The 20,456-nt window shown below is 58.8% G+C and carries 18 protein-coding genes; 16 read left to right on the top strand and 2 right to left on the bottom strand.

Annotated elements, in window-relative coordinates; genetic code table 11:
* Positions 1-48: 48 nt before the first annotated feature.
* Together tlp and ABEV74_RS09550 are read right to left on the bottom strand one after the other, a co-directional pair.
* Positions 49-267, bottom strand: a complete 219-nt coding sequence (gene tlp / locus ABEV74_RS09555) for a small acid-soluble spore protein Tlp (RefSeq protein WP_062492909.1) — start codon at positions 265-267, stop codon at positions 49-51.
* 109 nt (positions 268-376) lie between these two features.
* Positions 377-979, bottom strand: a complete 603-nt coding sequence (locus tag ABEV74_RS09550; protein WP_430145489.1) for a nitroreductase family protein — start codon at positions 977-979, stop codon at positions 377-379.
* A gap of 240 nt (positions 980-1,219) precedes the next feature.
* Here ABEV74_RS09550 and ABEV74_RS09545 point away from each other — a divergent pair, with 240 nt between their 5' ends.
* From ABEV74_RS09545 to ABEV74_RS09470, 16 genes are all read left to right on the top strand, one after another.
* Complete coding sequence (locus ABEV74_RS09545) at positions 1,220-3,505, top strand: DEAD/DEAH box helicase (RefSeq protein WP_430145486.1); 2,286 nt, start codon at positions 1,220-1,222, stop codon at positions 3,503-3,505.
* On the top strand, positions 3,502-4,959 hold the full coding sequence (locus ABEV74_RS09540; RefSeq protein WP_430145485.1) for a ribonuclease H-like domain-containing protein: 1,458 nt from the start codon (positions 3,502-3,504) through the stop codon (positions 4,957-4,959). The genes ABEV74_RS09545 and ABEV74_RS09540 overlap by 4 nt, the downstream gene beginning before the upstream one ends.
* Positions 4,960-5,078: 119 nt before the next feature.
* Positions 5,079-6,197 (top strand): Gfo/Idh/MocA family protein, encoded by a 1,119-nt coding sequence (locus ABEV74_RS09535; protein WP_430145482.1) that lies wholly within the window; start codon positions 5,079-5,081, stop codon positions 6,195-6,197.
* Positions 6,194-7,006: a TIGR01457 family HAD-type hydrolase gene (locus tag ABEV74_RS09530; RefSeq protein ID WP_430145479.1), complete on the top strand. Its 813-nt coding sequence runs from the start codon at positions 6,194-6,196 to the stop codon at positions 7,004-7,006. Before ABEV74_RS09535 ends, ABEV74_RS09530 begins: the two co-directional genes overlap by 4 nt.
* A gap of 38 nt (positions 7,007-7,044) precedes the next feature.
* Positions 7,045-7,863 (top strand): bifunctional DNA-formamidopyrimidine glycosylase/DNA-(apurinic or apyrimidinic site) lyase, encoded by an 819-nt coding sequence (mutM, locus tag ABEV74_RS09525; protein ID WP_430145476.1) that lies wholly within the window; start codon positions 7,045-7,047, stop codon positions 7,861-7,863.
* 6 nt (positions 7,864-7,869) lie between these two features.
* Complete coding sequence (locus tag ABEV74_RS09520; protein WP_430145474.1) at positions 7,870-8,706, top strand: deoxyribonuclease IV; 837 nt, start codon at positions 7,870-7,872, stop codon at positions 8,704-8,706.
* Complete coding sequence (locus ABEV74_RS09515; RefSeq protein ID WP_213528480.1) at positions 8,703-9,068, top strand: cyclic-phosphate processing receiver domain-containing protein; 366 nt, start codon at positions 8,703-8,705, stop codon at positions 9,066-9,068. Before ABEV74_RS09520 ends, ABEV74_RS09515 begins: the two co-directional genes overlap by 4 nt.
* Positions 9,069-9,854: an ABC transporter ATP-binding protein gene (locus tag ABEV74_RS09510; protein WP_062492917.1), complete on the top strand. Its 786-nt coding sequence runs from the start codon at positions 9,069-9,071 to the stop codon at positions 9,852-9,854. It begins immediately after the preceding gene.
* Complete coding sequence (locus ABEV74_RS09505; RefSeq protein WP_430145471.1) at positions 9,851-10,870, top strand: 23S rRNA (cytidine(2498)-2'-O)-methyltransferase RlmM; 1,020 nt, start codon at positions 9,851-9,853, stop codon at positions 10,868-10,870. Before ABEV74_RS09510 ends, ABEV74_RS09505 begins: the two co-directional genes overlap by 4 nt.
* Before the next feature lie 27 nt (positions 10,871-10,897).
* On the top strand, positions 10,898-12,655 hold the full coding sequence (locus ABEV74_RS09500; protein ID WP_430145469.1) for a cache domain-containing sensor histidine kinase: 1,758 nt from the start codon (positions 10,898-10,900) through the stop codon (positions 12,653-12,655).
* 1 nt (position 12,656) lies between these two features.
* A complete protein-coding gene (locus ABEV74_RS09495; protein WP_430145466.1) occupies positions 12,657-14,216 on the top strand; it encodes a response regulator transcription factor in 1,560 nt (519 codons plus the stop codon).
* Positions 14,217-14,332: 116 nt separating this feature from the next.
* Positions 14,333-15,640: an ABC transporter substrate-binding protein gene (locus tag ABEV74_RS09490; protein ID WP_430145551.1), complete on the top strand. Its 1,308-nt coding sequence runs from the start codon at positions 14,333-14,335 to the stop codon at positions 15,638-15,640.
* Between the two features lie 86 nt (positions 15,641-15,726).
* On the top strand, positions 15,727-16,623 hold the full coding sequence (locus ABEV74_RS09485; protein WP_430145463.1) for a carbohydrate ABC transporter permease: 897 nt from the start codon (positions 15,727-15,729) through the stop codon (positions 16,621-16,623).
* 3 nt (positions 16,624-16,626) lie between these two features.
* On the top strand, positions 16,627-17,463 hold the full coding sequence (locus ABEV74_RS09480) for a carbohydrate ABC transporter permease (RefSeq protein WP_430145461.1): 837 nt from the start codon (positions 16,627-16,629) through the stop codon (positions 17,461-17,463).
* A 29-nt stretch (positions 17,464-17,492) separates the two neighbouring features.
* On the top strand, positions 17,493-18,527 hold the full coding sequence (locus tag ABEV74_RS09475) for a glycoside hydrolase family 88/105 protein (RefSeq protein WP_430145458.1): 1,035 nt from the start codon (positions 17,493-17,495) through the stop codon (positions 18,525-18,527).
* Positions 18,528-18,770: 243 nt separating this feature from the next.
* Positions 18,771-20,324 carry an extracellular solute-binding protein gene (locus tag ABEV74_RS09470; RefSeq protein WP_430145549.1) on the top strand — a complete coding sequence of 518 codons (1,554 nt, stop codon included), beginning with the start codon at positions 18,771-18,773 and terminating at the stop codon, positions 20,322-20,324.
* Positions 20,325-20,456 lie beyond the last annotated feature (132 nt).

Genomic DNA, 20,456 nt, shown 5'->3' with positions numbered 1-20,456 from the left:
CCTTCAGGCTCGATTGTCGTTACTGAACTTGGCGTTCGGCTTGAGAAATCAATCGTTCGCTTCGTCGCGAATTTCGTTTTTCATGCTCTGCATGCTGTTTTTACGTCGTTCGTTTTTCGCTTGTATCGCGTCGCGCTCTTCGGAAGATATTTCGTCCGCAAACTCGTTCAAGTAGTCTTCCGCTTCGTGCAAATTTTCCTCGGTATTTTGGACCGCCTGCTGCAAGCGCTCGACGTTGTCTTCCCGATTGTCAGGTTTCGGCGTCATTTTCAGCATCCTCCTGTCCGTCGCGTTTTCGGGCCGCCGCCCGGCGGCAGCCGGACGGCAGTTCCCCGCATTAGGATGCTGCCGTGATAACCCGATTATACGGAATGTGTCAAGGAGCCGCAGACCAGATCAGTTCGTCCACAGTGAGGCGCGAAGTCGGCTTCTCGCGTTCCTGCAGTTGTTCGGGCAGGTCGGCCGGATTGCCTTTGTGGCCGAGCGCGACCACGATCCGCGGCTCCAGATCGTCCGGCAAGCCGAGCGTTTCGCGCGCTTTGGCGGCATCGAAGCCGCCCATTGCACGGGTAATAAGCCCTCTGCGCGCCGCCTCCAGCGCGAGGTAACCCCAGGCTGCGCCCGTATCGAAGACGTGGGCGCGGTTCGGCTGGCCATCCGCTCTCGTCGTCTTGGACATAACGAGCAACAGCACCGGCGCCTTCGTGCACCAGGTCAGGTTGCCCGGCGCGATAAACGAATGGAATTTTTCCAGCTGTTCTTTCGTCTCCGCGATTAAAAATCTCCACGGCTGATCGTTCAAGCTGGAAGGAGCCCAGCGGGCCGCCTCGAGCACGGCCAGCAGGTCTTCGCGGTCGACCGGACGGCTGTCGAACGCGCGGGACGACCAGCGATTGACGAAAAGCGGGCTGATGGGCTGTTCCGGATGACGATATTGGGCTACAATCGGAGCGATGGATTGTTCAGCGGTCTGGCTCATGGATGTCCACCTTTCATTCAAAATCTTGATTGTTTTGCGGTTTTGCCGCTTTTCCCGGGAAAGCGCACGATGCGACAGATTGCGCGCCGATATGACGGGTGTGCCGGAAAAAGGGAATTGCAACGCGAACATGCATTCTGTAAAATGGAAAGAAACATAGGTTGCAACTTACAATTATAGCATGTACGGACAGTACTTGAAACCAGCGCTTACTTTCTAGGTATAAGGGAGAGGACGGTTATGAACCGTTGGACGGGGAAAGCGGCCAGCCTTGAAGAGTGGCTGAACGAATTGCGCCAAGACCCCGAGATTATGAGCAATGTGACGCATTGGCAGACGATACCGGCCCGCGAGGCCCGAACAGTGCCGCTGCCGGATGGTCTCGACGCCAGACTGGCCGGGGCGCTAAGATCGAAAGGCATCGAGTCGCTGTTCACCCATCAGGGGGAAGCGTTCGATGCGGTTCGCAGGGGCGAGCACGTCGTGACGGTGACGCCGACCGCTTCTGGCAAAACGCTATGCTACAATTTGCCTGTCCTGCAGTCGCTTCTGGAACGGCCGGACGGAAGAGCGCTGTATATGTTTCCGACGAAGGCGCTCGCGCAGGACCAGGTATCGGAGCTGCAGCAGCTCGCGGATTTGATGGGCGCCGATATCAAGACGCATACGTACGACGGCGATACGCCGCCGACGGTCAGGCAGGCGATCCGCAACGCCGGGCATATCGTCGTAACCAATCCGGACATGCTGCATTCCGCCATTCTGCCGCATCATACGAAATGGGTCAAGCTGTTTGAAAATATCCGTTACGTCATTATCGACGAGCTGCACGCTTACAGAGGCATTTTCGGCAGCCATGTAGCCAACGTAATCCGCAGGTTGAAGCGGATTTGCCGGTTTTACGGTTCAAATCCGCAATTTATTTGCGCATCGGCCACGATCGACAACCCGCGGGAACATGCGGAGCGGCTGATCGGCGAACCGGTGACGCTGATCGACAATAACGGCGCGCCGATGGGAGAGAAGCATTTTATTTTCTACAATCCGCCCGTTGTGAACCGTCAGCTCGGCATCCGCCGCAGCAGTGTGCTCGAAACGCGCAAGCTGGCGGCGCGGCTGCTGAAACAGGGGGTACAGACGATCGTCTTTGCCCGTAGCCGGGTACGCGTCGAGCTGCTGCTCACCTACTTGCAGGAGCTGGTGAAGGACAAGCTGGGCGACAAAACGATTCGCGGCTATCGCGGCGGCTACTTGCCGAAGCTTCGACGGGAAATCGAACGCGGGCTGCGCAGCGGGGAAATTCGCGGCGTCGTCAGTACGAATGCGCTCGAGCTCGGCATCGATATCGGCCAGCTTCAAGCCTGCGTGCTCAACGGCTACCCCGGCACGGTGGCGAGCACCTGGCAGCAGTCCGGCCGGGCGGGGAGGCGGCGCGGCTGCTCGGTTACGTTTCTTGTCGCCAGCAGCAATCCGCTCGATCAGTACGTCATTCAGAATCCGGACTTTTTCTTCAACCGTCCGCCCGAACGGGCGCTGATCCATCCGGACAATTTGCTCGTGCTGATCGACCATGTCAAGTGCGCGGCTTACGAGCTGCCGTTTGCGAAAGGGGAACAGTTCGGCGGGGAACCGCTTGAGGATATGCTCGAATTTTTGGCGGAGGAGAAAGTGCTGCACCGGGTGAACGACCGCTGGTTCTGGATGGAGCAGTCGTTTCCCGCTCATAACATATCGCTGCGCTCGGCGGCCCAGGAAAATTTTATCATTATCGATACGACGCATGGCAGCCGCGTGCTCGGCGAAGTGGACCGGTTCAGCGCGCCGACGCTTATCCACGAGGAAGCGATCTACATTCACGAAGGCGTCCAGTACCAGGTCGAAAAACTCGATTACCCGGAGAAGAAAGCCTACGTTCGCGAAGTGAGCGTCGATTATTTCACGGACGCGAATTTGGCGGTTGAGCTCAAGGTGCTGCATGTGGACAAGGAGCGCTCGTCTGGAGGGCTGTTCCGCCAATATGGCGAAGTGACCGTCAACGCCAAACCGACGATTTTCAAAAAAATCCGCTTGCGAACGCACGAAAATATCGGCTCCGGGCCGATCCATCTGCCGGAAGAGGAGCTGCATACGAGCGGCTACTGGTTCTGGTTCGGCGAAGAGGCGGCCGCGGGACGGAGCGCCAACGATATGCAGTGCGCGCTGCTCGGCATCGCGAACGTGCTCGTGCATATCGCGCCGCTCTATCTGATGTGCGATCCGCAGGATATCCGCGTCGTGCCGCAGGTGAAATCGGTACATACGCAGCGGCCGACGATTTATTTTTACGACCGTTATCCGGGCGGCATCGGGCTGAGCGAGCGGCTGTTCGAAGTACATGACGAGCTGCTGGAGAAGGCAAAATCGCTCATTCGAAACTGTACTTGCCTGAGCGGCTGCCCGGCATGCGTCGGGCCGATCGAAGAGGTCGGGCTGCTCGGCAAGTCGCATGCGCTCGAGCTGCTGCAGGCGGTGGAGGCTGCCGTATGAGCGGGCTCAGAGAGCGGATGAACCGGTTGCGGGGACTCGCGGCCGCGGCCAGGGAAGCGGGAGCGGTCGATACCGATGCGGATCGGAACGCAGCGACGGCCCCGGACGGAACCGGTATGCGGGCTGCGGACATTTCCGAGGCCGGAAGGAACGAAGCCGGCGGGGGACCCGGCAGGCCCGGAACCGGCGCCGCAGCGGCGGCCGATGCCGTCCCACCGGTTTCGGATGCGGCCGGTGACGCTGACGGTCCGGATGCCGAAGGCGAGCCGCTGCATCCCGCCTGGACGGAGCTCGGCGTCAAGCTGGTGACGAATGAGTGGGGCGGCTTTCTGCTGCGCGAAACCCGCTATCCGCCAACGCATTATCACGGAACGCACCGGCTGGGCGAATGGGAGACGTCCGTACGCGGGCTTGCCGCCTTTCATCCAGGCGTATCGGATGAAGGCATCGGGGCGGAAGAAGTGCTGTTTCTCGATCTGGAGACGACGGGACTCGGGGCCGGTGCGGGCAATGTGCCGTTCATGATCGGTCTCGGCTATTGGGACAACGGAAGCTATGTCGTCGAGCAATCGCTCATCCGCCATCCGGCGGAAGAGCGGGCGATGCTGGCCCGGTTGATCGGGCTATTGCCAAGATTCCGCTTTTTGGCCACCTACAACGGACGGACGTTCGACTGGCCGGTGCTGGAAAGCCGCTTTATTCTGAACGGCTTCGGGCGAACGGTGTGGACGCCGCTTCATCTCGATTTTCTTCACCCGTCCCGCAGCGTCTGGCGAAATACGCTGGCCTCGTGCAGATTGAGCCACGTGGAAGAGGAGCGGCTCGGCATCGTCCGCCGGGATGACGTTCCGGGCTCGCTAGCGCCGTCGATCTATTTTCAGTTTTTGGCGGACGGCGACCCGCGCCCGCTTGCGGGCGTGTTTCACCATAACGAATCGGATATGCTTTCCCTTGCCTGTCTGGCGATCCGTTTTGGACATTTGCTGAGCGGCGGACTGGGGACGGCCGTTCCGTTTCCTGACGAACCGGAGGAAATGGTGCGGACGGGACTGTGGCTGGAACGGATGGGCCATGCCGCGGCGGCGGCAGCGCTGTTCGAGAGGGCGAGCGGAAACGAGGACATCGGATATTCGACGCTGATCGCGCTGGCGGCAAGGGATAAGAAGGCTGGAAATTGGCGGCGGGCTGTGTTATTGTGGCAGAGGGCCGCACTAGCAGCCGCGAGCGGCGCGATGTTCTCATGCGAGGCGCATATCGAGCTTGCGATGTTTTACGAGCATAAGATGAAAGACTACGAATCGGCGCTCGCCTACGCGGAGGGCGCCTTTGAACTGATACAGCGCCATCCGCTGCTGCACCGCGGCGGCCGGCAGCGGGCCGAGCTGGAGGCGCTGCGCAAACGCAGAGACCGGCTGCGGCGCAAACTGCAGGCCGCAAAGCCGACGGCGCAGTGACAAGAAAGTTAGCGAATGGTTGCGGTGCGGCTGGTACGGCAGGTGCGGCATTTGATCGATAGTTTTGCCCTATACTTACAAAAGCGACTTTTCTGCGAAAAGTTTTAGGAGGAATCCGTTTGAAATCCATTCATTTTGCTGTGTTAGGCTTCGGAAACATCGCGAAGACGCATATTACGGCGCTGCGCGCGCTTCCTGTCGTCAAACGTTTGCCGGCGCTTCCGGTACTGGATACGCTTGTTACCCGGAACCCCGACCGGCACCGGCTGCAGGCGGAGGCGATAGGCTTCCGCCGTACGGTATCGTCCGCCGCGGAAGCGGCCGGCGACGGGCGGGTCGACGTATTCGATATTTGCACGCCGAACGCCGTCCATTACGACGATGTGATGTCCGCCCTTGGCGGGGGAAAAAGCATCTATTGCGAAAAGCCGGTGACCGATCGCTACGACCGTTCCCGCCGGCTGCTGGAGGAAATCGAGAAGGCGAATCCGGCCGAACAGCTTGCCTTTACGTTTCGTTACCATCCGGCGGTTATGCGCATCCGGGAATGGGTGCGGGCCGGCGTGATCGGCGAGCCGCTGCAGTGCAACATATCGTATCGCCGTTCGGGCTACCTCGATCCCGAGCGTCCCGTCAGTTGGCGGGTGCAAAGCGGTTTGTCCGGGGGCGGCGCGATCAGCGATCTCGGCGTTCATGTGCTTGATCTCATCCGTCACTGGTTCGGCGAGCTGTCGGACGTTTCCGGCATCGCCCGAACGTATGTCAAGGAGCGGGCGGCAGAGGCCGGCTCCGACCGGCGCGTCGCCGTCGATGTGGATGACTGGGCGATGATGCATTACGAAACGGCATCGGGAGTGAGCGGCGCGCTTGAAGTGTCGCGCATTGCTCTCGGCTCCGACGCTTATGAAATCCGGGTTGTCGGGACGAGGGGAAGCCTGACATGCGATCTGGAGCGGCAGACGGTTCCGGACATCCATCTGTTGAAGGGCGGAAGCGCCGCGCCGCCGCAGCCCGATGCGCTCGAGCTGCTGCCCGGCGAGAAGGCGACGATGGGCATTGCGGTCGACGCCCATTTTGCCGCCCTGCATCACTTCCTGCTGCGGCTTGCCGGAGAGGACCGCTGGCCCGATCTGGCGCCGCATATTCGCGACGGGGTGACGGTCGAATACTGGATCGAGCGAATATTGGCCGCCTCGAAGCGGAACGACGCGGCGGAGACCGGAGGAGAACGGACGTGAAGAAGCCGGACGCACCGCCGAAAGGGCTGCTGATCGATCTGGACGGCACGCTTTACCATGGAGCACGGCGGATCGACGGCGCGGATGCGTTCATCGCCGATCTGCGGAAGGCGGAACTGCCGTTCCGTTTCGTGACGAACAATTCGTCGGCATCGCCTGACGTCGTCGCCCGCCGGCTCGAGGCGATGGGAATTGCGGCGCAGGCGCGGGACGTATGCACGTCCGCTCAGGCCGCCGCCCGGTATATTGCGGAAGAGCGCCCCGGCGCGCGGGTGTTCGTCATCGGCGAGGACGGGTTGCGGGAAGCGGCCGAAGAAGCGGGTCTGGTCCTGACGGAACGGGACCCCGACTATGTGCTGCAGGGCATCGACCGCAAGCTGACATACGATCGGATCGCCGCTGCCGTTCGCCATATTTTTGCGGGAGCGCGGTATATATTGACCAACCCTGATTTGCTGCTGCCTTCCGATGACGGCTTGCTGCCGGGAGCCGGCTCGATCGGCGCGATGCTGCGCGCGGCAAGCGGGCAGGAGCCGGTGCTGATCGGCAAGCCGTCGGCGATCCTGATGGATTACGCGCTGCGTGACCTCGGACTGGCGGCTGAAGACGCATGGGTCATCGGCGACAACCTGGCGACGGATATCGCCGCAGGCAAGGCTGCCGGCTGCGGAACCGTGCTCGTGTTGACGGGGCTGACGACGGCAGACAACTTCGAAGCGTACGCCGGGCAGGCAGGCTGCAGGCCCGACGCCGTCTGCGGCGATTTGCACGAGCTTCGCTCGTATATTTCAGCTTTTATTCGGAGATAAGAGAAGCAAGCGGATATGACAGGAAGGAAGAGGAAGCAATGCCGGAACTGCCCGAAATGGAAACTTACCGAAAGCTGCTAGGAGAAAAAATCGCCGGAAAGCGGATTGCCGGTGCGGAAGTCACGAGAGAAAAGTCCATCAACGTTCCGGCCCACCTGTTCGACCGGGAACTGACCGGACGGACGATCTGGTATATCGAACGAAGGGGCAAACATTTGCTGTTTCATCTGGACAACGGCAAAAGGCTTTTGCTCCATTTGATGCTCGGCGGATGGATGCATTACGGTACGGAAGCGGACCGTCCGGATCGGACGGTTCAGGTCACGCTCCGTTTCGCGGACGGCAGCGAGCTGTATTTCATCGGCTTGCGGCTCGGTTATTTGCATTTGCTGACGGCCAAAGAAGCGGATGAGCGGCTGGCGAATCTCGGACCCGATCCGTTCGACAAGCGGCTTGCCGAGGAGCGGTTCCGCGAACGGTTCAAAGGCAGACGCGGAACGCTCAAGGCGGCGCTGGTCGATCAAACCGTACTGTCGGGAATCGGCAACTGCTATGCCGATGAAATTGCCTTTGCCGCTTCCGTAAGACCCGACGCGCGCATCCCGGAGCTTGCGCCCGACTCCTGGAACCGGCTGTACGCCGCGATGCGCAGCGTGCTGCGCGAGGCGGTGGAAGCCGGCGGCTATATGGAGCAGCCGTTGTTTGCCGGCGACAGTCTGACGGGCGGATTCAACGACCGCTGCAAGGTTTACGACCGTCCCGGCGAGCCTTGCTTCCGCTGCGGCGGAACGATCGTGCAGGAGCAGCTGTCGTCGCGAAAAGTATTTTACTGCCCGTCCTGCCAGAAGGACAGGTAAGCGGCCATGCGATTCGGCTGTCATCTGAGCATTCGCGGCGGCTATGCGGCCGCCGCGCGCGCCGCTGCCGCTCTGGGGACGAAAGCGTTTCAGTATTTCCCGAAAAACCCCCGCAGCCTGGCGATCAAGACGTTCGATCGGCAGGACGCCCGCCGCTGCGCGGAGTTATGCATGGAGAGCGGTACCGTATCCGTCGCCCATACGCCGTATCCGACCAATTTGGCGGCTGATGACGAGAGACAGCGCGAACGCACCGTACTGTCGCTGCTGAACGATCTGGATATTGCGGACAGCTGCGGCTCCGTCGGCATTGTCATCCATTTCGGCATTTACAAAGGAGCCGATCCGCTGCAAGGGTACCGGAACATTATCGAATGCATTGATCGCGTCACATCCCGGTGGACGGGGCGGGCGAAGCTGCTGCTGGAAAATCAGGCGGGCGACCACGCGTTTATGGGCACGACGTTCGAGGAGCTGGCGCGCATCCGCGAGCTGTGCCGGAACCCGGAGCAAATCGGCTATTGCCTTGACAGCTGCCATCTGTTCGCCAGCGGCATGTGGAACGGGGAGCCGGACGGAGAATGGGCGGAAAAGGCGGACAAGCTCGGGATATGGCGTCTGATCGAGGCGGTTCACATGAACGACTCGGCTTATCCGGGCGGTTCCCGCCGGGACCGGCATGCGCCGCTTGGGAAAGGCCATATCGGCGAAGCCGGACTACGCTGGCTGTTCACGTTGCCGGTACTCCGCGGCGTCCCGTTTATTTTGGAGACGCCGCCGGATGCGGACGGCACGCACCGCAGCCAGCTCGCCCTGCTCGCCCAATGGGGAGGAGAACGATGATTCACGTTTTTCTGGACGATTATCGAAGCTGTCCGAAAGGGTTCGTATTGGCGAGAAGCGCCGAAGAATGCATCATGCTGATCGACGACGGACCGATCGGCATTTTGTCGCTCGATTACGATCTCGGCTGGGGGCGTCCCACCGGGCTCGACGTCGCGCGCCATATGGTGGAAACCGGGCGTTATCCCCGGGAAATTTACCTGCATACGTCGAGCGAATCGGGACGCCGGCAAATGTATCATCTGCTCGCCGGGCACGTTCCCGACACGACCCGGCTTCATTACGGTCCGATGCCGCCGTCTCTTGCGGCCGGCCTACACGGACGAGATGGCAATATGACAATGGAATCGAGGGATGAATGAATGATCAGGATGAGCGGTCTGACGCTCCGGCGCGAAAACCGCGTCATATTGAACGGCGTCGATCTGCATATCGGAAAGGACGAGCACTGGGTCATTCTCGGTCGCAACGGATCGGGAAAGACGACGCTGCTCGAAATGATGACCGGATATATGTTTCCGACTTCCGGCACGGTCGAGGTGCTCGGATACCGGTACGGCCAATGCGACGTCCGGGAAGTGCGCAAGCGGATCGGTTATATCAGCCAATCGCTTATCGAGAAGTTGACGCTGGCCGACCCGGTATGGGAAGTGGTCGCGACCGGCGAATACGCGTTTCTCCGGTTTTATCAGGACATTCCGTCCGAATTGAAGGACAAGGCTTGCTCCCTGCTCGGGGAGGTCGGATTGGGAGAGATGGCGGAGCAGCCGTTCGGAACGCTGTCGCAGGGCGAGCGCAAAAAAGCGCTTCTGGCGCGCGCGCTGATGGCCGACCCGGCTTTGCTTATTATGGACGAACCGTGCGCCGGTCTCGACCTGTTCGAGCGCGAGAAGCTGCTCGCGCAGCTGGACCGCCTCGGCAGCCGGAACATGACGCTCGTATACGTCACGCATCATATGGAAGAGATCGTGCCGGTATTCACCCATGTCGCACTTATTCATAACGGATCATTGATCGCTGCCGGCCCGAAGCAAGACGTATTGACTCCCGAGCGGCTCGCCGCCGCATACGAACTGCCGGTCGAGGTGGAATGGGCGTACGGCCGGCCGTGGCTGAAAGTGCCGTCCGGGGAGGAAGTGCGAAGGTGACGCGCTGGATCGGTACGGCCAACCAGGGCTACTCGCCTTACGCGATGGAAGAGCTGCGGCGTATGTTTCCCGGCGCTTCGTTCGAGCCGCTGGCGCCGGGCGAGACGTTTCTGGCCGAGCTGCCCCGGAAGCGGGACGAGGTGACGCGGGAGCTTGAAGAACAGCCGCCCATTTTCCTCCGCCATATGCAGCCTGTCGAATTCACGCTTCCGGTTCGCGGGAATGCCGAAGATCTGGCCGCGCTCGGGGAGCTCGTCAGAGCCGAAGCCCCGAGGCTTGCCGGCCGCACTGTCGCGGCGCATATCCGCAAAATGCCGGGGACGCCGTACCCGTACGCCGCGATCGATTCCAAAGAAGCGATCGACGCGGCGCTCGAAGAGACCGGCGCCATCCCGCAGGTGCGGAATGCGGATTTGCTGTTCGCCGTCTACGCCGGCACGGCGGGGCTGTACGCCGGCATCGGCACCGCGCGCGAAATGCTTTCCGACTGGCCGGGCGGCGCCATCCGCTTTCAGCGCGAAGAGGGACAAATCTCCCGCGCGAAGTTCAAGCTGCTCGAAGCGGAACGCGTCTTCGGACTCGACTATGCTTCGTTCCGGCGGGCGCTCGACATCGGCGCCGCTCCGGGCGGATGGACGTCGCTGCTGCTGGAGCGCGGCCTTTCGGTGACGGCCGTCGATCCGGCCGAACTTCATCCGTCGCTCTTGAAGCACGAACGTCTCGTCTACGAACGCAAAAACGCTTCAGAGGTCCGTTATGCGCCGGGCACCTTCGATTTGCTTGTCTGCGACATGAGCTGGAGTCCCGCGCTCATGAGCAAGCTGGTGCTCAATCTCGCCGATGCGCTGGCGGAAGGGGCGACGGCGATCGTGACGGTGAAGCTGATGCACCGCAAGCCGTTCCAGACGATTCGCGAAACGACGGCCAGACTGTCGCAAGCCTATCGGGTGCTGCGGGCCAAGCAGCTGTTTCACAACCGCGACGAAGTGACGCTGCATCTGGCCAGAAAGCTCTGACAAGCATGAGCGGGGAGGAGAGCGCGTTTGCCCGTCTTCAAATCGGTTTTGCCGAACATGCGGATCAAGCACAAAATGTTTCTGCTCGTGTCGTCCGTCGTCACGGCCGTCGGCATGCTTTCGCTGCTGCTTTTGCAGTACGCCCTTCGGGTGTACGAGGATGAAATCTATCAGCAGTCCGCAAAGGCGCTCAGCCTGACGTCGTTCGGCATCGAGAACGAGCTGAAGCGGATCGAGGAAATGTCGTACAACGTCGTCGTCGATCCGCTCATCCAGAAAAATCTGTCCGCGATCCGGGACGGCGCGGCCGAATACGAGCGCTACGTCATCACGACGATGACGACGGAGCGGCTCGTGACGCTCGGCGCCCTGGAGAAGTATGTGCTGTCGCTCCATCTGTACGATGTGAACGGCCAGGAATATGCCGTCGGCTCCAAACGGGAAGCTTTGACGGATGCAAGAATGCGCGAAATTCGCGAAAAAGCGGTGATGCAGCAGGGCGGGGTGGCCTGGGTTCCGCCCGATCCGTCCGATTTCGCCCTGGCGGCCGGACGCGAAGTGCGCTCTGCCGTCAATTTGAGCCTGGATTTGCTCGGATACCTCGCGGTTCGCGTAGATATGAAAGCGCTTTTTCGAAATTATGCCCAAGGAATGGATACCCGCCAATCGCAGTTTCTGATATGGGGCGACGACGGCCGTCTCGTTTATCCCGAAGAGCCGCTGCACGATCCGTCCGAACTCGGCCCCGCTCCCGGCAACGGTCGGGGCTACCGGATAACCGACGTCGACGGCCGGCGTTATTTTGTAACCTATGTCAAATCGGCGCATATGGACTGGCATTATATGACGCTCATTCCGTACGACCATATATTTAAGCGCATTATGGACTTGCGCAAGCTGGTCGTCTTTGTGTTCGTTCTCGTCTTCATCGTGACGGCGTTCATCGCCATGCGGTTCGTCCGGTCGATTACCGGGCCGATCGAACGGCTGAACGCAAAGATGAAGCGGGTTCAGCTCGCCGGCTTCGAGGCGCAGGATATGGACGATGGCGACGAGATGATCGCGATGGACGAGGCGGGACAGATGCACCGGAATTTCCGGATGATGGTGGAGCGGATTCGCGAGCTGGTGAACGAAAACTACGTCAAGCAGCTGATGATCCGGGAGACGCAATTCAAGGCGCTGCAGGCGCAGATCAATCCGCATTTTCTGTACAACACGCTCGATTCGATCAACTGGTCGGCCAAAATGAACGGCCAGCGCCAAATTTCGCAAATGGTGGAATCGCTCGGCTTTTTGCTGCGCAGCTCGATCAGCCTGAAGGAGCCGCTCATTTCGCTGCGGCATGAGCTGGACATCGTCTCCCATTACGTTACGATCCAGCAAATCCGGTTCGAGGAACGGCTGGATTTTCGGCTGGACGTGCCGGAAGCGCTGACCGACGCGCAAATTCCGAAGCTGTCGATCCAGCCGCTCGTCGAGAACGCGGTGCATTACGGCGTCGAGCAAATGATCGGCACTTGCGTCATTCGGGTCTCCGCCCGGCTGGACGGAAGCGATGTGCTTGTATCGGTGGAAGATGACGGTCCCGGCATGGACGGCTCATACCTTGCCCGGCTGAAGGCCGGCGAAGTGAAACCGAAAGGATCGGGACTCGGCATTGCGAATATCGACGAGCGGATCAGGCTGCTCTTTGGCGAACGGTACGGATTAACGGTGGAGAGCGAGCGGGGAAGCGGCACGCGGGTCCATCTCCGTTTCCCGTACAAGAAGGAGGGATCGTGACATGTACAACGTTTTGCTCGTCGACGACGAACGCATCATTTTGGACGGCATTTCCCATATCGTCGATTGGCGGTTGCACGGGACGGCGCTTGCGGGCACGGCGCGCAACGGCGTGGAAGCGCTGCTCATGATCGAGGCGGACAAACCCGACATCGTCATTACGGATATCCGCATGCCCGGGATGGACGGCCTGCAGCTGGTGGAGAAAGCGGCGGAGCAATATCCCGATATCGCCTTCATCATGCTGTCGGGCTTCGATGAGTTCGATTACGCGAGACGCGCGATGAGCTATGGGGTGAAGCATTATTTGCTGAAGCCGTGCAACGAGGCGGTGATCGGGCAGGCGCTCGACGAAGTGAGGGAAGAGCTGGACAGACGCCGGAGCCGCGAACAATTTTTGCGCAATATGGAGACGGAATTGATGAAAGTGCTGCCGCACGCGAAAGAGCAGTTTCTGAAGGAGCTCGTCACGAACAAAACGTACCGGCGAAGCGATTGGGACGATTACGGTCAGCTGTTCGGCATGCCGATCGAAATCCAGCAGGTGCGTCTTCTGCTCATTCAACTGGAAGGGATGTACGACTACGAGCATCTCTTCGCTTTCAAAAACATTGCGGAATATGAGCTCGGGCACGACGTGCTGCTGCTTAGCACGACGATCGGCAAGCATGTCCTGCTGCTGGTGAAGGAACCGCCCGTACCGGAAAAGCTGTTTGCGCAAATCGTTTCGGTGAAGCGCAAATTTGTCGAGCTGTACAAAATCGACGCGACGATCGCGATCAGCGAGGCGGGCGACATTACCGGCGTCCGCCATATGTACCGGGAAACGCAGGAATGCCTGAACTACCGCTTCTATCTCGGTGAAGGCAGCATTATCACGAAGCGGGATATCGCCCGCGACGACGCGGGAACCCGGGCGAACTTCACGATCGACGAGGAACGGCTGTGCATGATGATACGCTCCGGCGACTGGGCCGACGTCGAGGCCGAGCTCGATGCCGTGTTCGAGTCGCTGGCGGATATGCGGATGGATATGGCGATGGCCAAGTCTTATCTGATTCCGCTGTTCGTCGCCATTGCGCGGCAGAGCGGCGACGCCGGCGAGATGAACCGTTACCTGCAATCGATCGCCAGGATGGACTCGCTCCAGACGCTGCAGTCGCTCCGCTCGTTCATAACGGAGACGGCGCGGAATATTACGTCGGACAACTACAAGGCGCTGCGCAACAGGCATTCCACCATTATCGGCAAAATGATCGGCGTTATCGAAGAAAATCTCGGAAATCCGGAACTGTCGCTCAACTGGGTAGCCAACGAAATTTTGTACATGAATGCGGATTACCTGGGGAAGTTGTTTAAAAAAGAAACGGGAGAAAAGTTTTCCCATTATGTGATGAAAGCGCGAATCCGCAAAGCGACCGACATATTGGAACGAACGGACGATGTGAAAGTGTTCGAGCTCGCCGAAATGCTCGGATTCGGGGACAACCCCCAATACTTCAGTCAAGTGTTCAAAAAATATACCGGCTGCACGCCTTCCGAATACAAGAGATCGCCATGACGCGATCTCTGTTTTTTAAACAAAGAAAGCGGTTATTTGGATTCCGGTCACAATTGGGCTCCTTCTATAATCGACTTGTAAGCGGTTATCTTTTTATAGCAGAAAGGGGACTGGAAATCGTGAGACGTACGACAAAAGCGCTTGCGGCGCTCGCCGCGTCCGCGCTTCTCCTTAGCGCCTGCGGACAGCCGTCCGAACAGGAAGGCGTGACCGGAGACGGCGGGGGCGCGGGAGGGCCGAAGGATGTGACGCTTCGCGTCGCCTGGTGGGGCGGGCAGCCGCGTCACGATTACACGCTCAAAGTCATTGAAAAGTATGAGGAGCTGAATCCGCATGTGACGATCGAGCCGGAATACGCGGCGTTCGACGATTACTGGAAGAAGCTGTCGCCGCAAGCAGCCGCCAACCGGCTGCCCGACGTATTTCAGATGGATATTTCGTATATCAGCCAATATGGCAGCAAGGGCCAGCTGGAAGATTTAACCCCTTACCTAAACGTGCAAATCAAGGTCGACGATATCGACGAAAATGTGCTGAATTCGGGTAAAATCGGCGACAGCCTGTACGGCATCACAGCCGGCGTCAATGCGCTCGGCTTCCATTACGATCCCGCGCTGCTGAAGAAAGCCGGCATCGACTCGTTCCCCGAGCAATATGACTGGGACGACTATGTCGAGATGGCGATGAAGGCGAAGGACGCCGGGCTGTATTTCGACACCGGCATGCGGGCGGAAATTTTCTTCGGCTACTTCCTGCGTCAGCACGGCGAAACGCTTTACAATGCGGAGGGCAATGCGCTCGGCTACGAGGACGACGCACTCTTTGTCGAATATTTCGGACGTTTGGCCGAGCTTGTAAAAGCGAAAGCGGTTCCGACTCCCGACATGCTGGCGCAAGTGAAAGGTCCGGAAGACGATCCGGTCGTGAAAGAGCAGGCGGTCGGCATCTGGCAATGGTCTAACCAATTCGTCGCCCTGCAGCAAATTGCGAACCGGCCGCTTGAAATCGGCCGCATGATGGGGCCGGACATGGAGAAAGGGCTGTACCTCCAGCCGAGCATGTTCTGGTCGATCAGCAAAAACTCGAAAGTAAAGGAAGAAGCGGCAAAGTTTATCGACTTTTTGACGAACAGCATCGACGCGCACAAGCTGATTCTCGGAGAGCGCGGCGTTCCGATTTCGGCCGCTGTCAAGGAAGGCATCAAAGCCGATCTGACGCCCGCCCAACAGCAAGTATTCGAGTATGTCGCCTGGGCCGAGAAGAACAGCTCGCCGATCGATCCGCCGGCGCCGGTCGGGGCGGCCGAAGTGATGGCCGCATTGAAAAATTACAACGAGCAGCTCCAGTTCGGCCAAATTACGGCCGAAGAGGCAGCCAAGAGATTCAGAGAGGAAGCGAGCGCCGTACTTGGGAAGAACAAGTAGCGATTCGGGATGGCGGCGGGGCCGGCCACCGGCCGCCGTCCGCCTCCCGGCGCGCCCGGCCCTTTCCGACAGGAGTGGATGGATAGATGAAATCCGGCGCATGGAAACAAACGTTGACCGGTTATACGTTTATCGGACCGTTTATTATCGGCTTTCTTGCCTTTACTTTGATCCCGGTATTCACGTCGCTTTATTTGTCTTTTACGGACTATGATCTTTTTTCCGCTCCTTCGTGGATCGGATTCGACAATTACCGGCATATGTTTCTGGAAGATCCGAAGTTCTGGACTTCGCTCCGGGTCACTTTTCTGTACGTATTCATCGGCGTCCCGCTGCGGCTTGCGTTCGCCTTGTTCGTCGCGATGATTCTCAACACCGCGTCGAAGGCGGTCGGTGTTTACCGTACCGTCTATTATTTGCCTTCCATCATCGGCGGAAGCGTGGCCGTATCGATTATGTGGCGCAACATTTTCGGTGACGAGGGCATCATCAACCGGCTGCTGAACGCGCTCGGCTTCGACAGCATCCGCTGGTTCGGCGATCCCGACGCGGCGCTCGTCATGCTGATCTCGCTTTCGGTCTGGCAGTTCGGATCTTCGATGCTCATTTTTCTGGCCGGTCTCAAGAACATCCCCGGCGAAATGTACGAGGCGAGCAGCGTCGACGGTGCGGGCCCGGTTATCCGCTTCTTCAAGATTACGCTGCCGCTGCTCAGTCCGATCATTTTGTTCAATACGATTATGCAGACGATCGGGGCTTTCATGACGTTCGTGCCGGCTTATATTATTTCCAAAGGCGAAGGCGGTCCGCTTGACGGCACGCTGATGTATTCGCTGTATCTGTTCAGGCAGGCGTTCATCTACAACAACATGGGATACGCTTCGGCGATGGCGTGGATTATGCTGATTATCGTCGCCGTGCTGACGGCCCTCGTCTTCAAAACGTCGAAATTCTGGGTCCATTATGAATCGGGAGGGCGCTGACGGATGAAGGGGAAATCGCTGAAATGGCCTGTCTATCACCTCGTTGTCGGCGGTTTGGCGCTGCTGTTGCTGTACCCGGTCATTTGGCTCTTGATGAGCTCGTTCAAAGTGAGCAATACGATTTTTACGACGGCGCACCGGCTGCTGCCGGACCCGTGGACATGGGAAAACTACAAAATCGGCTGGCAAGGCATCGGCGGTCAAACGTTCGCCGACTTCATGATGAACTCGCTGGAAATCGTCGTGCTGTCGACGATCGGCGCCGTGTTCTCGTCGGCGTTCATCGCCTTCGGCTTCGCACGGCTGAAATTCGCGGGCCGCTCGTTCTGGTTCGGCGTGATGCTGGTGACGCTTATGCTGCCGCATGACGTCGTGCTCGTGCCGCAATACGTCATTTTCTCGAAGCTCGATTGGCTGAATTCGATCAAGCCGATCGTCGTGCCGCAATATTTCGGCATCCCGTTCTTTATTTTTTTGCTCGTCCAGTTTATCCGCACGATTCCGTCGGAGCTGGACGAGGCGGCGACGATCGACGGCTGCGGGAAGTTCCGCCTCTTCTTCCGGATCATTCTCCCGCTCGTTGCGCCCGCGCTCGCTACGGCGTCGATCTTCTCCTTCTATTGGCGATGGGAGGATTTGCTCGGACCGGTGCTCTATCTGAACAGTCCGAGCCTGTATCCGGTGTCGATGGGGCTGAAAATGTTCCTCGACAGCGAAACGATCTCGAACTGGGGCGCGATGTTCGCGATGTCGATCGTGACGCTGCTGCCGGTATTGGCCGTATTCTTCATGTTTCAGAAATATATTGTAGAAGGGATCAGCACAAGCGGATTGAAGTGATCCCCGATGAACAGGAGGAGGGACAGGAGATGCCGCAACTTGTCTATGACGAAAATGAAATTCGCGAAACGATCGACCGGATCGTGGACCGCACGTTCCGGATGGATTTCGGTTGGGACTGGCCGGGAGGTGTCGCCTTTTACGGCGTTTGCGAAGCGTTCGAGGCGACCGGCAACGGCCAATATATGGAGCTGCTGCAGCAGTGGGTGGACGAGAAGCTGGAAGACGGGCTGCCGAAGCTGTCCGTCAACGGCGTGTCGATCGGCCATTCCCTGATTACGCTGTACAAATCGACCGGGGACAGCAAGTATCTGGACATCGCCGTCCGGATGGCCGACTATTTGCTCCATGACGCCGAGCGGTTCGGCGATGATGTGCTGCAGCATACGGTCAACTCAGAGAAAGATGTGTTTCCGGAGCAGGCGTGGGTCGATACGATGATGATGGCCGGCTATTTTCTGCTTCGGATGGGCCGTCTGCTCGACCGGTCTGATTATCGGGATTTCGGCCTCAAGCAATATCACGGCCACGAAGAGCTGCTGCAGGACCCGGTGACGAATCTGTACTATCACGGCTGGGACAACGTCGCGAAAAATCATATGTCGGCCGTCTATTGGGCGAGAGGCAATGCGTGGGCGGCGCTCACGATGGCCAGGGCGCTGCGGGAAATCGAAGTGCAGCATCCGTCCTATATGATTATCGAAGGGTCGCTGCGCGACCAGCTGAGCGCGCTCGTCCGTCTGCAGTCGGACGAAGGGCTGTGGCATACGGTGCTGAACGATAAGGAGTCGTATTTGGAGACGTCGGCGTCGGCCGGCATCGCGGCAAGTCTGTTCGCGTTCGGTACGCTGTACAACAAGTACATTCAGAAATCGATCGGCGGGCTGCTGAAGCAAGTGACCGCTGACGGCGCGGTGCTGAACGTATCGGCCGGCACCGCCGTCATGCACGATACGGAAGGCTACAAGAACGTATCCCGCAAGCGGATTCAGGGATGGGGGCAAGGGTTGGCGCTCGCCTTCTTCGCGGAATTGCTGCAATCGAAAAACCGCGTATATCATTGAACGAGAACATCTAAACGCAGGCTCCATGCCTGTCGCCGGTCCGGCGGCAGGCATGGAGCTTTTTTTGTACAGGCGTAACGCCCATAATCATGATCTCACAACGCGGGCGGGCGCCGCTGCGATCCGGGCTGCCAAGGACGGGTGATGAGCTGCGGATTATATACGTAACGGCACGGGGCGGCTTACGATGGGAGAGAAAACCATCCCCAAGCGATAAGGAGGTCCCATGAAACGATGAGAAAGATGTGGAAAAAAACGGCCGTATGGCTTTGTACCGTGTTCGTTCTCGGCGCTCTGCTCGCCGCATGCGGTTCGGATGACGGGAGAACGTCTTCGAACGGAGACACGGCAAGCCGGGGCGAAGCGGGAGAAATCGGTGAAGGGACGGCAAAGCCGGAACCTTTCCAGCTCAAGATTATGACCAACCTGCATACGCCGGAGGTGCCGCACGACGAAATCGAGAAATTGCTGGAAGAGAAGACGAACACGCAGCTCGACATTCAATGGGTGCCGGACGGAAGCTACGAAGAGAAGCTGAATGCTTCGTTTGCCACTGGATCGCTGCCCCAGGCCGTTTACATGAAAAACCAGGCGACCTATATCATATTCCGCGACGCGATACGCAACGGGCAGTTTTGGGAAATCGGCCCCTATCTGAACGAATATCCGAATCTGTCCCGGCTCGATGAGAACGTGCTGAAGAACACGGCCGTCGACGGGAAAATTTACGGTCTGTACCAGGAAAGGCCGCTTTCCCGGCAGGGCGTCATCTACCGCAAGGACTGGGCGGACAAACTCGGCATACCGGAGCCTGAGACGATCGACGATCTGTACAACATGATGAAAAAATTTACCGAAGAAGATCCGGACGGAAACAACAAGCGCGACACGATCGGCCTGACCGACCGGAGCGATCTCATATACGGCGCCTTCAAGACGGTCGCGTCCTATTTCGGCACCCCGAACAACTGGAGCTTGGACGGCGATCGATTGGAACCGGAATTTGTGCATCCCGGTTATATGGAAACGATGAAATTTTTCAAACGGCTGTACGACGAAGGGCTGATCAACAAAGATTTTCCGGTTACAAGCAAGGACGATCAGCAGAACCTGATCATTACGGGCAGGGCGGGGGTCTATATCGGTTCCATGCCGGACGTGCAGAGCCTGCATGCGAAGACGGCGGAGATCGATCCGGACGCGGAATACGACGTCGTAAACCGGATTGCGGGACCGGACGGCGCCGCCGGGGTCTGGTCGATTCCCGGCTACGGCAATATCGTGCTGTTCCCGAAGTCCGCCGTCAAAAGCGAAGAGGAGCTGAAGCAGATTCTGTCCTTCTTCGATCAGCTGATGTCTCCCGAGCTGGCCAATCTGGTGAAATGGGGCATCGAAGGCAAGCATTATACGCTGGAGAACGGGCTGGTCGTCAAAAACAGCGACACGAAAATGACCGACCGCGAGCAGAAGCCTTACGAAATTTTGCAAATTGGCGGTGAAAGCACCATCGACATGCTGAAGGCGTACCATCCGCTGCCTGTAAAGGCGAAGGCCGAGGAGCTGGTGCTCGACAATAACGAAATCCTGATCCACGATCCCGCCGCCGCTCTCGATTCCGCGACGATGGGCGAGAAAGGTATAGAGCTGCAGCAAATGATAACCGACGCCACCTATAATTTCATTCTCGGCCAGCTGGATGAAGCGGGCTTTGCCAAGGAGATCGAACGGTGGAAAAAGCAGGGCGGCGAGCAGATGATGACGGAGCTGGCGGAATCGTATCAGCAGTCCAAACCGTAGCCGGTTATAGCCCCGCGAAAGGAAGTTGCACGCTATGAATGACGAATTGATTCGCCGCATCGTTCGCAACAGGGCCGTCTATTTGATGATATTGCCGGGATTTCTGTATTTTCTGGACAGTGAAAAGTTTTC

It is taken from the genome of Paenibacillus cisolokensis, assembly GCF_050481165.1.
Lineage (GTDB): Bacteria > Bacillota > Bacilli > Paenibacillales > Paenibacillaceae > Paenibacillus_AH > Paenibacillus_AH cisolokensis.
Note: the sequence above shows the minus strand (reverse complement) of the source record. Positions and strands in the feature narration are given on the sequence as shown.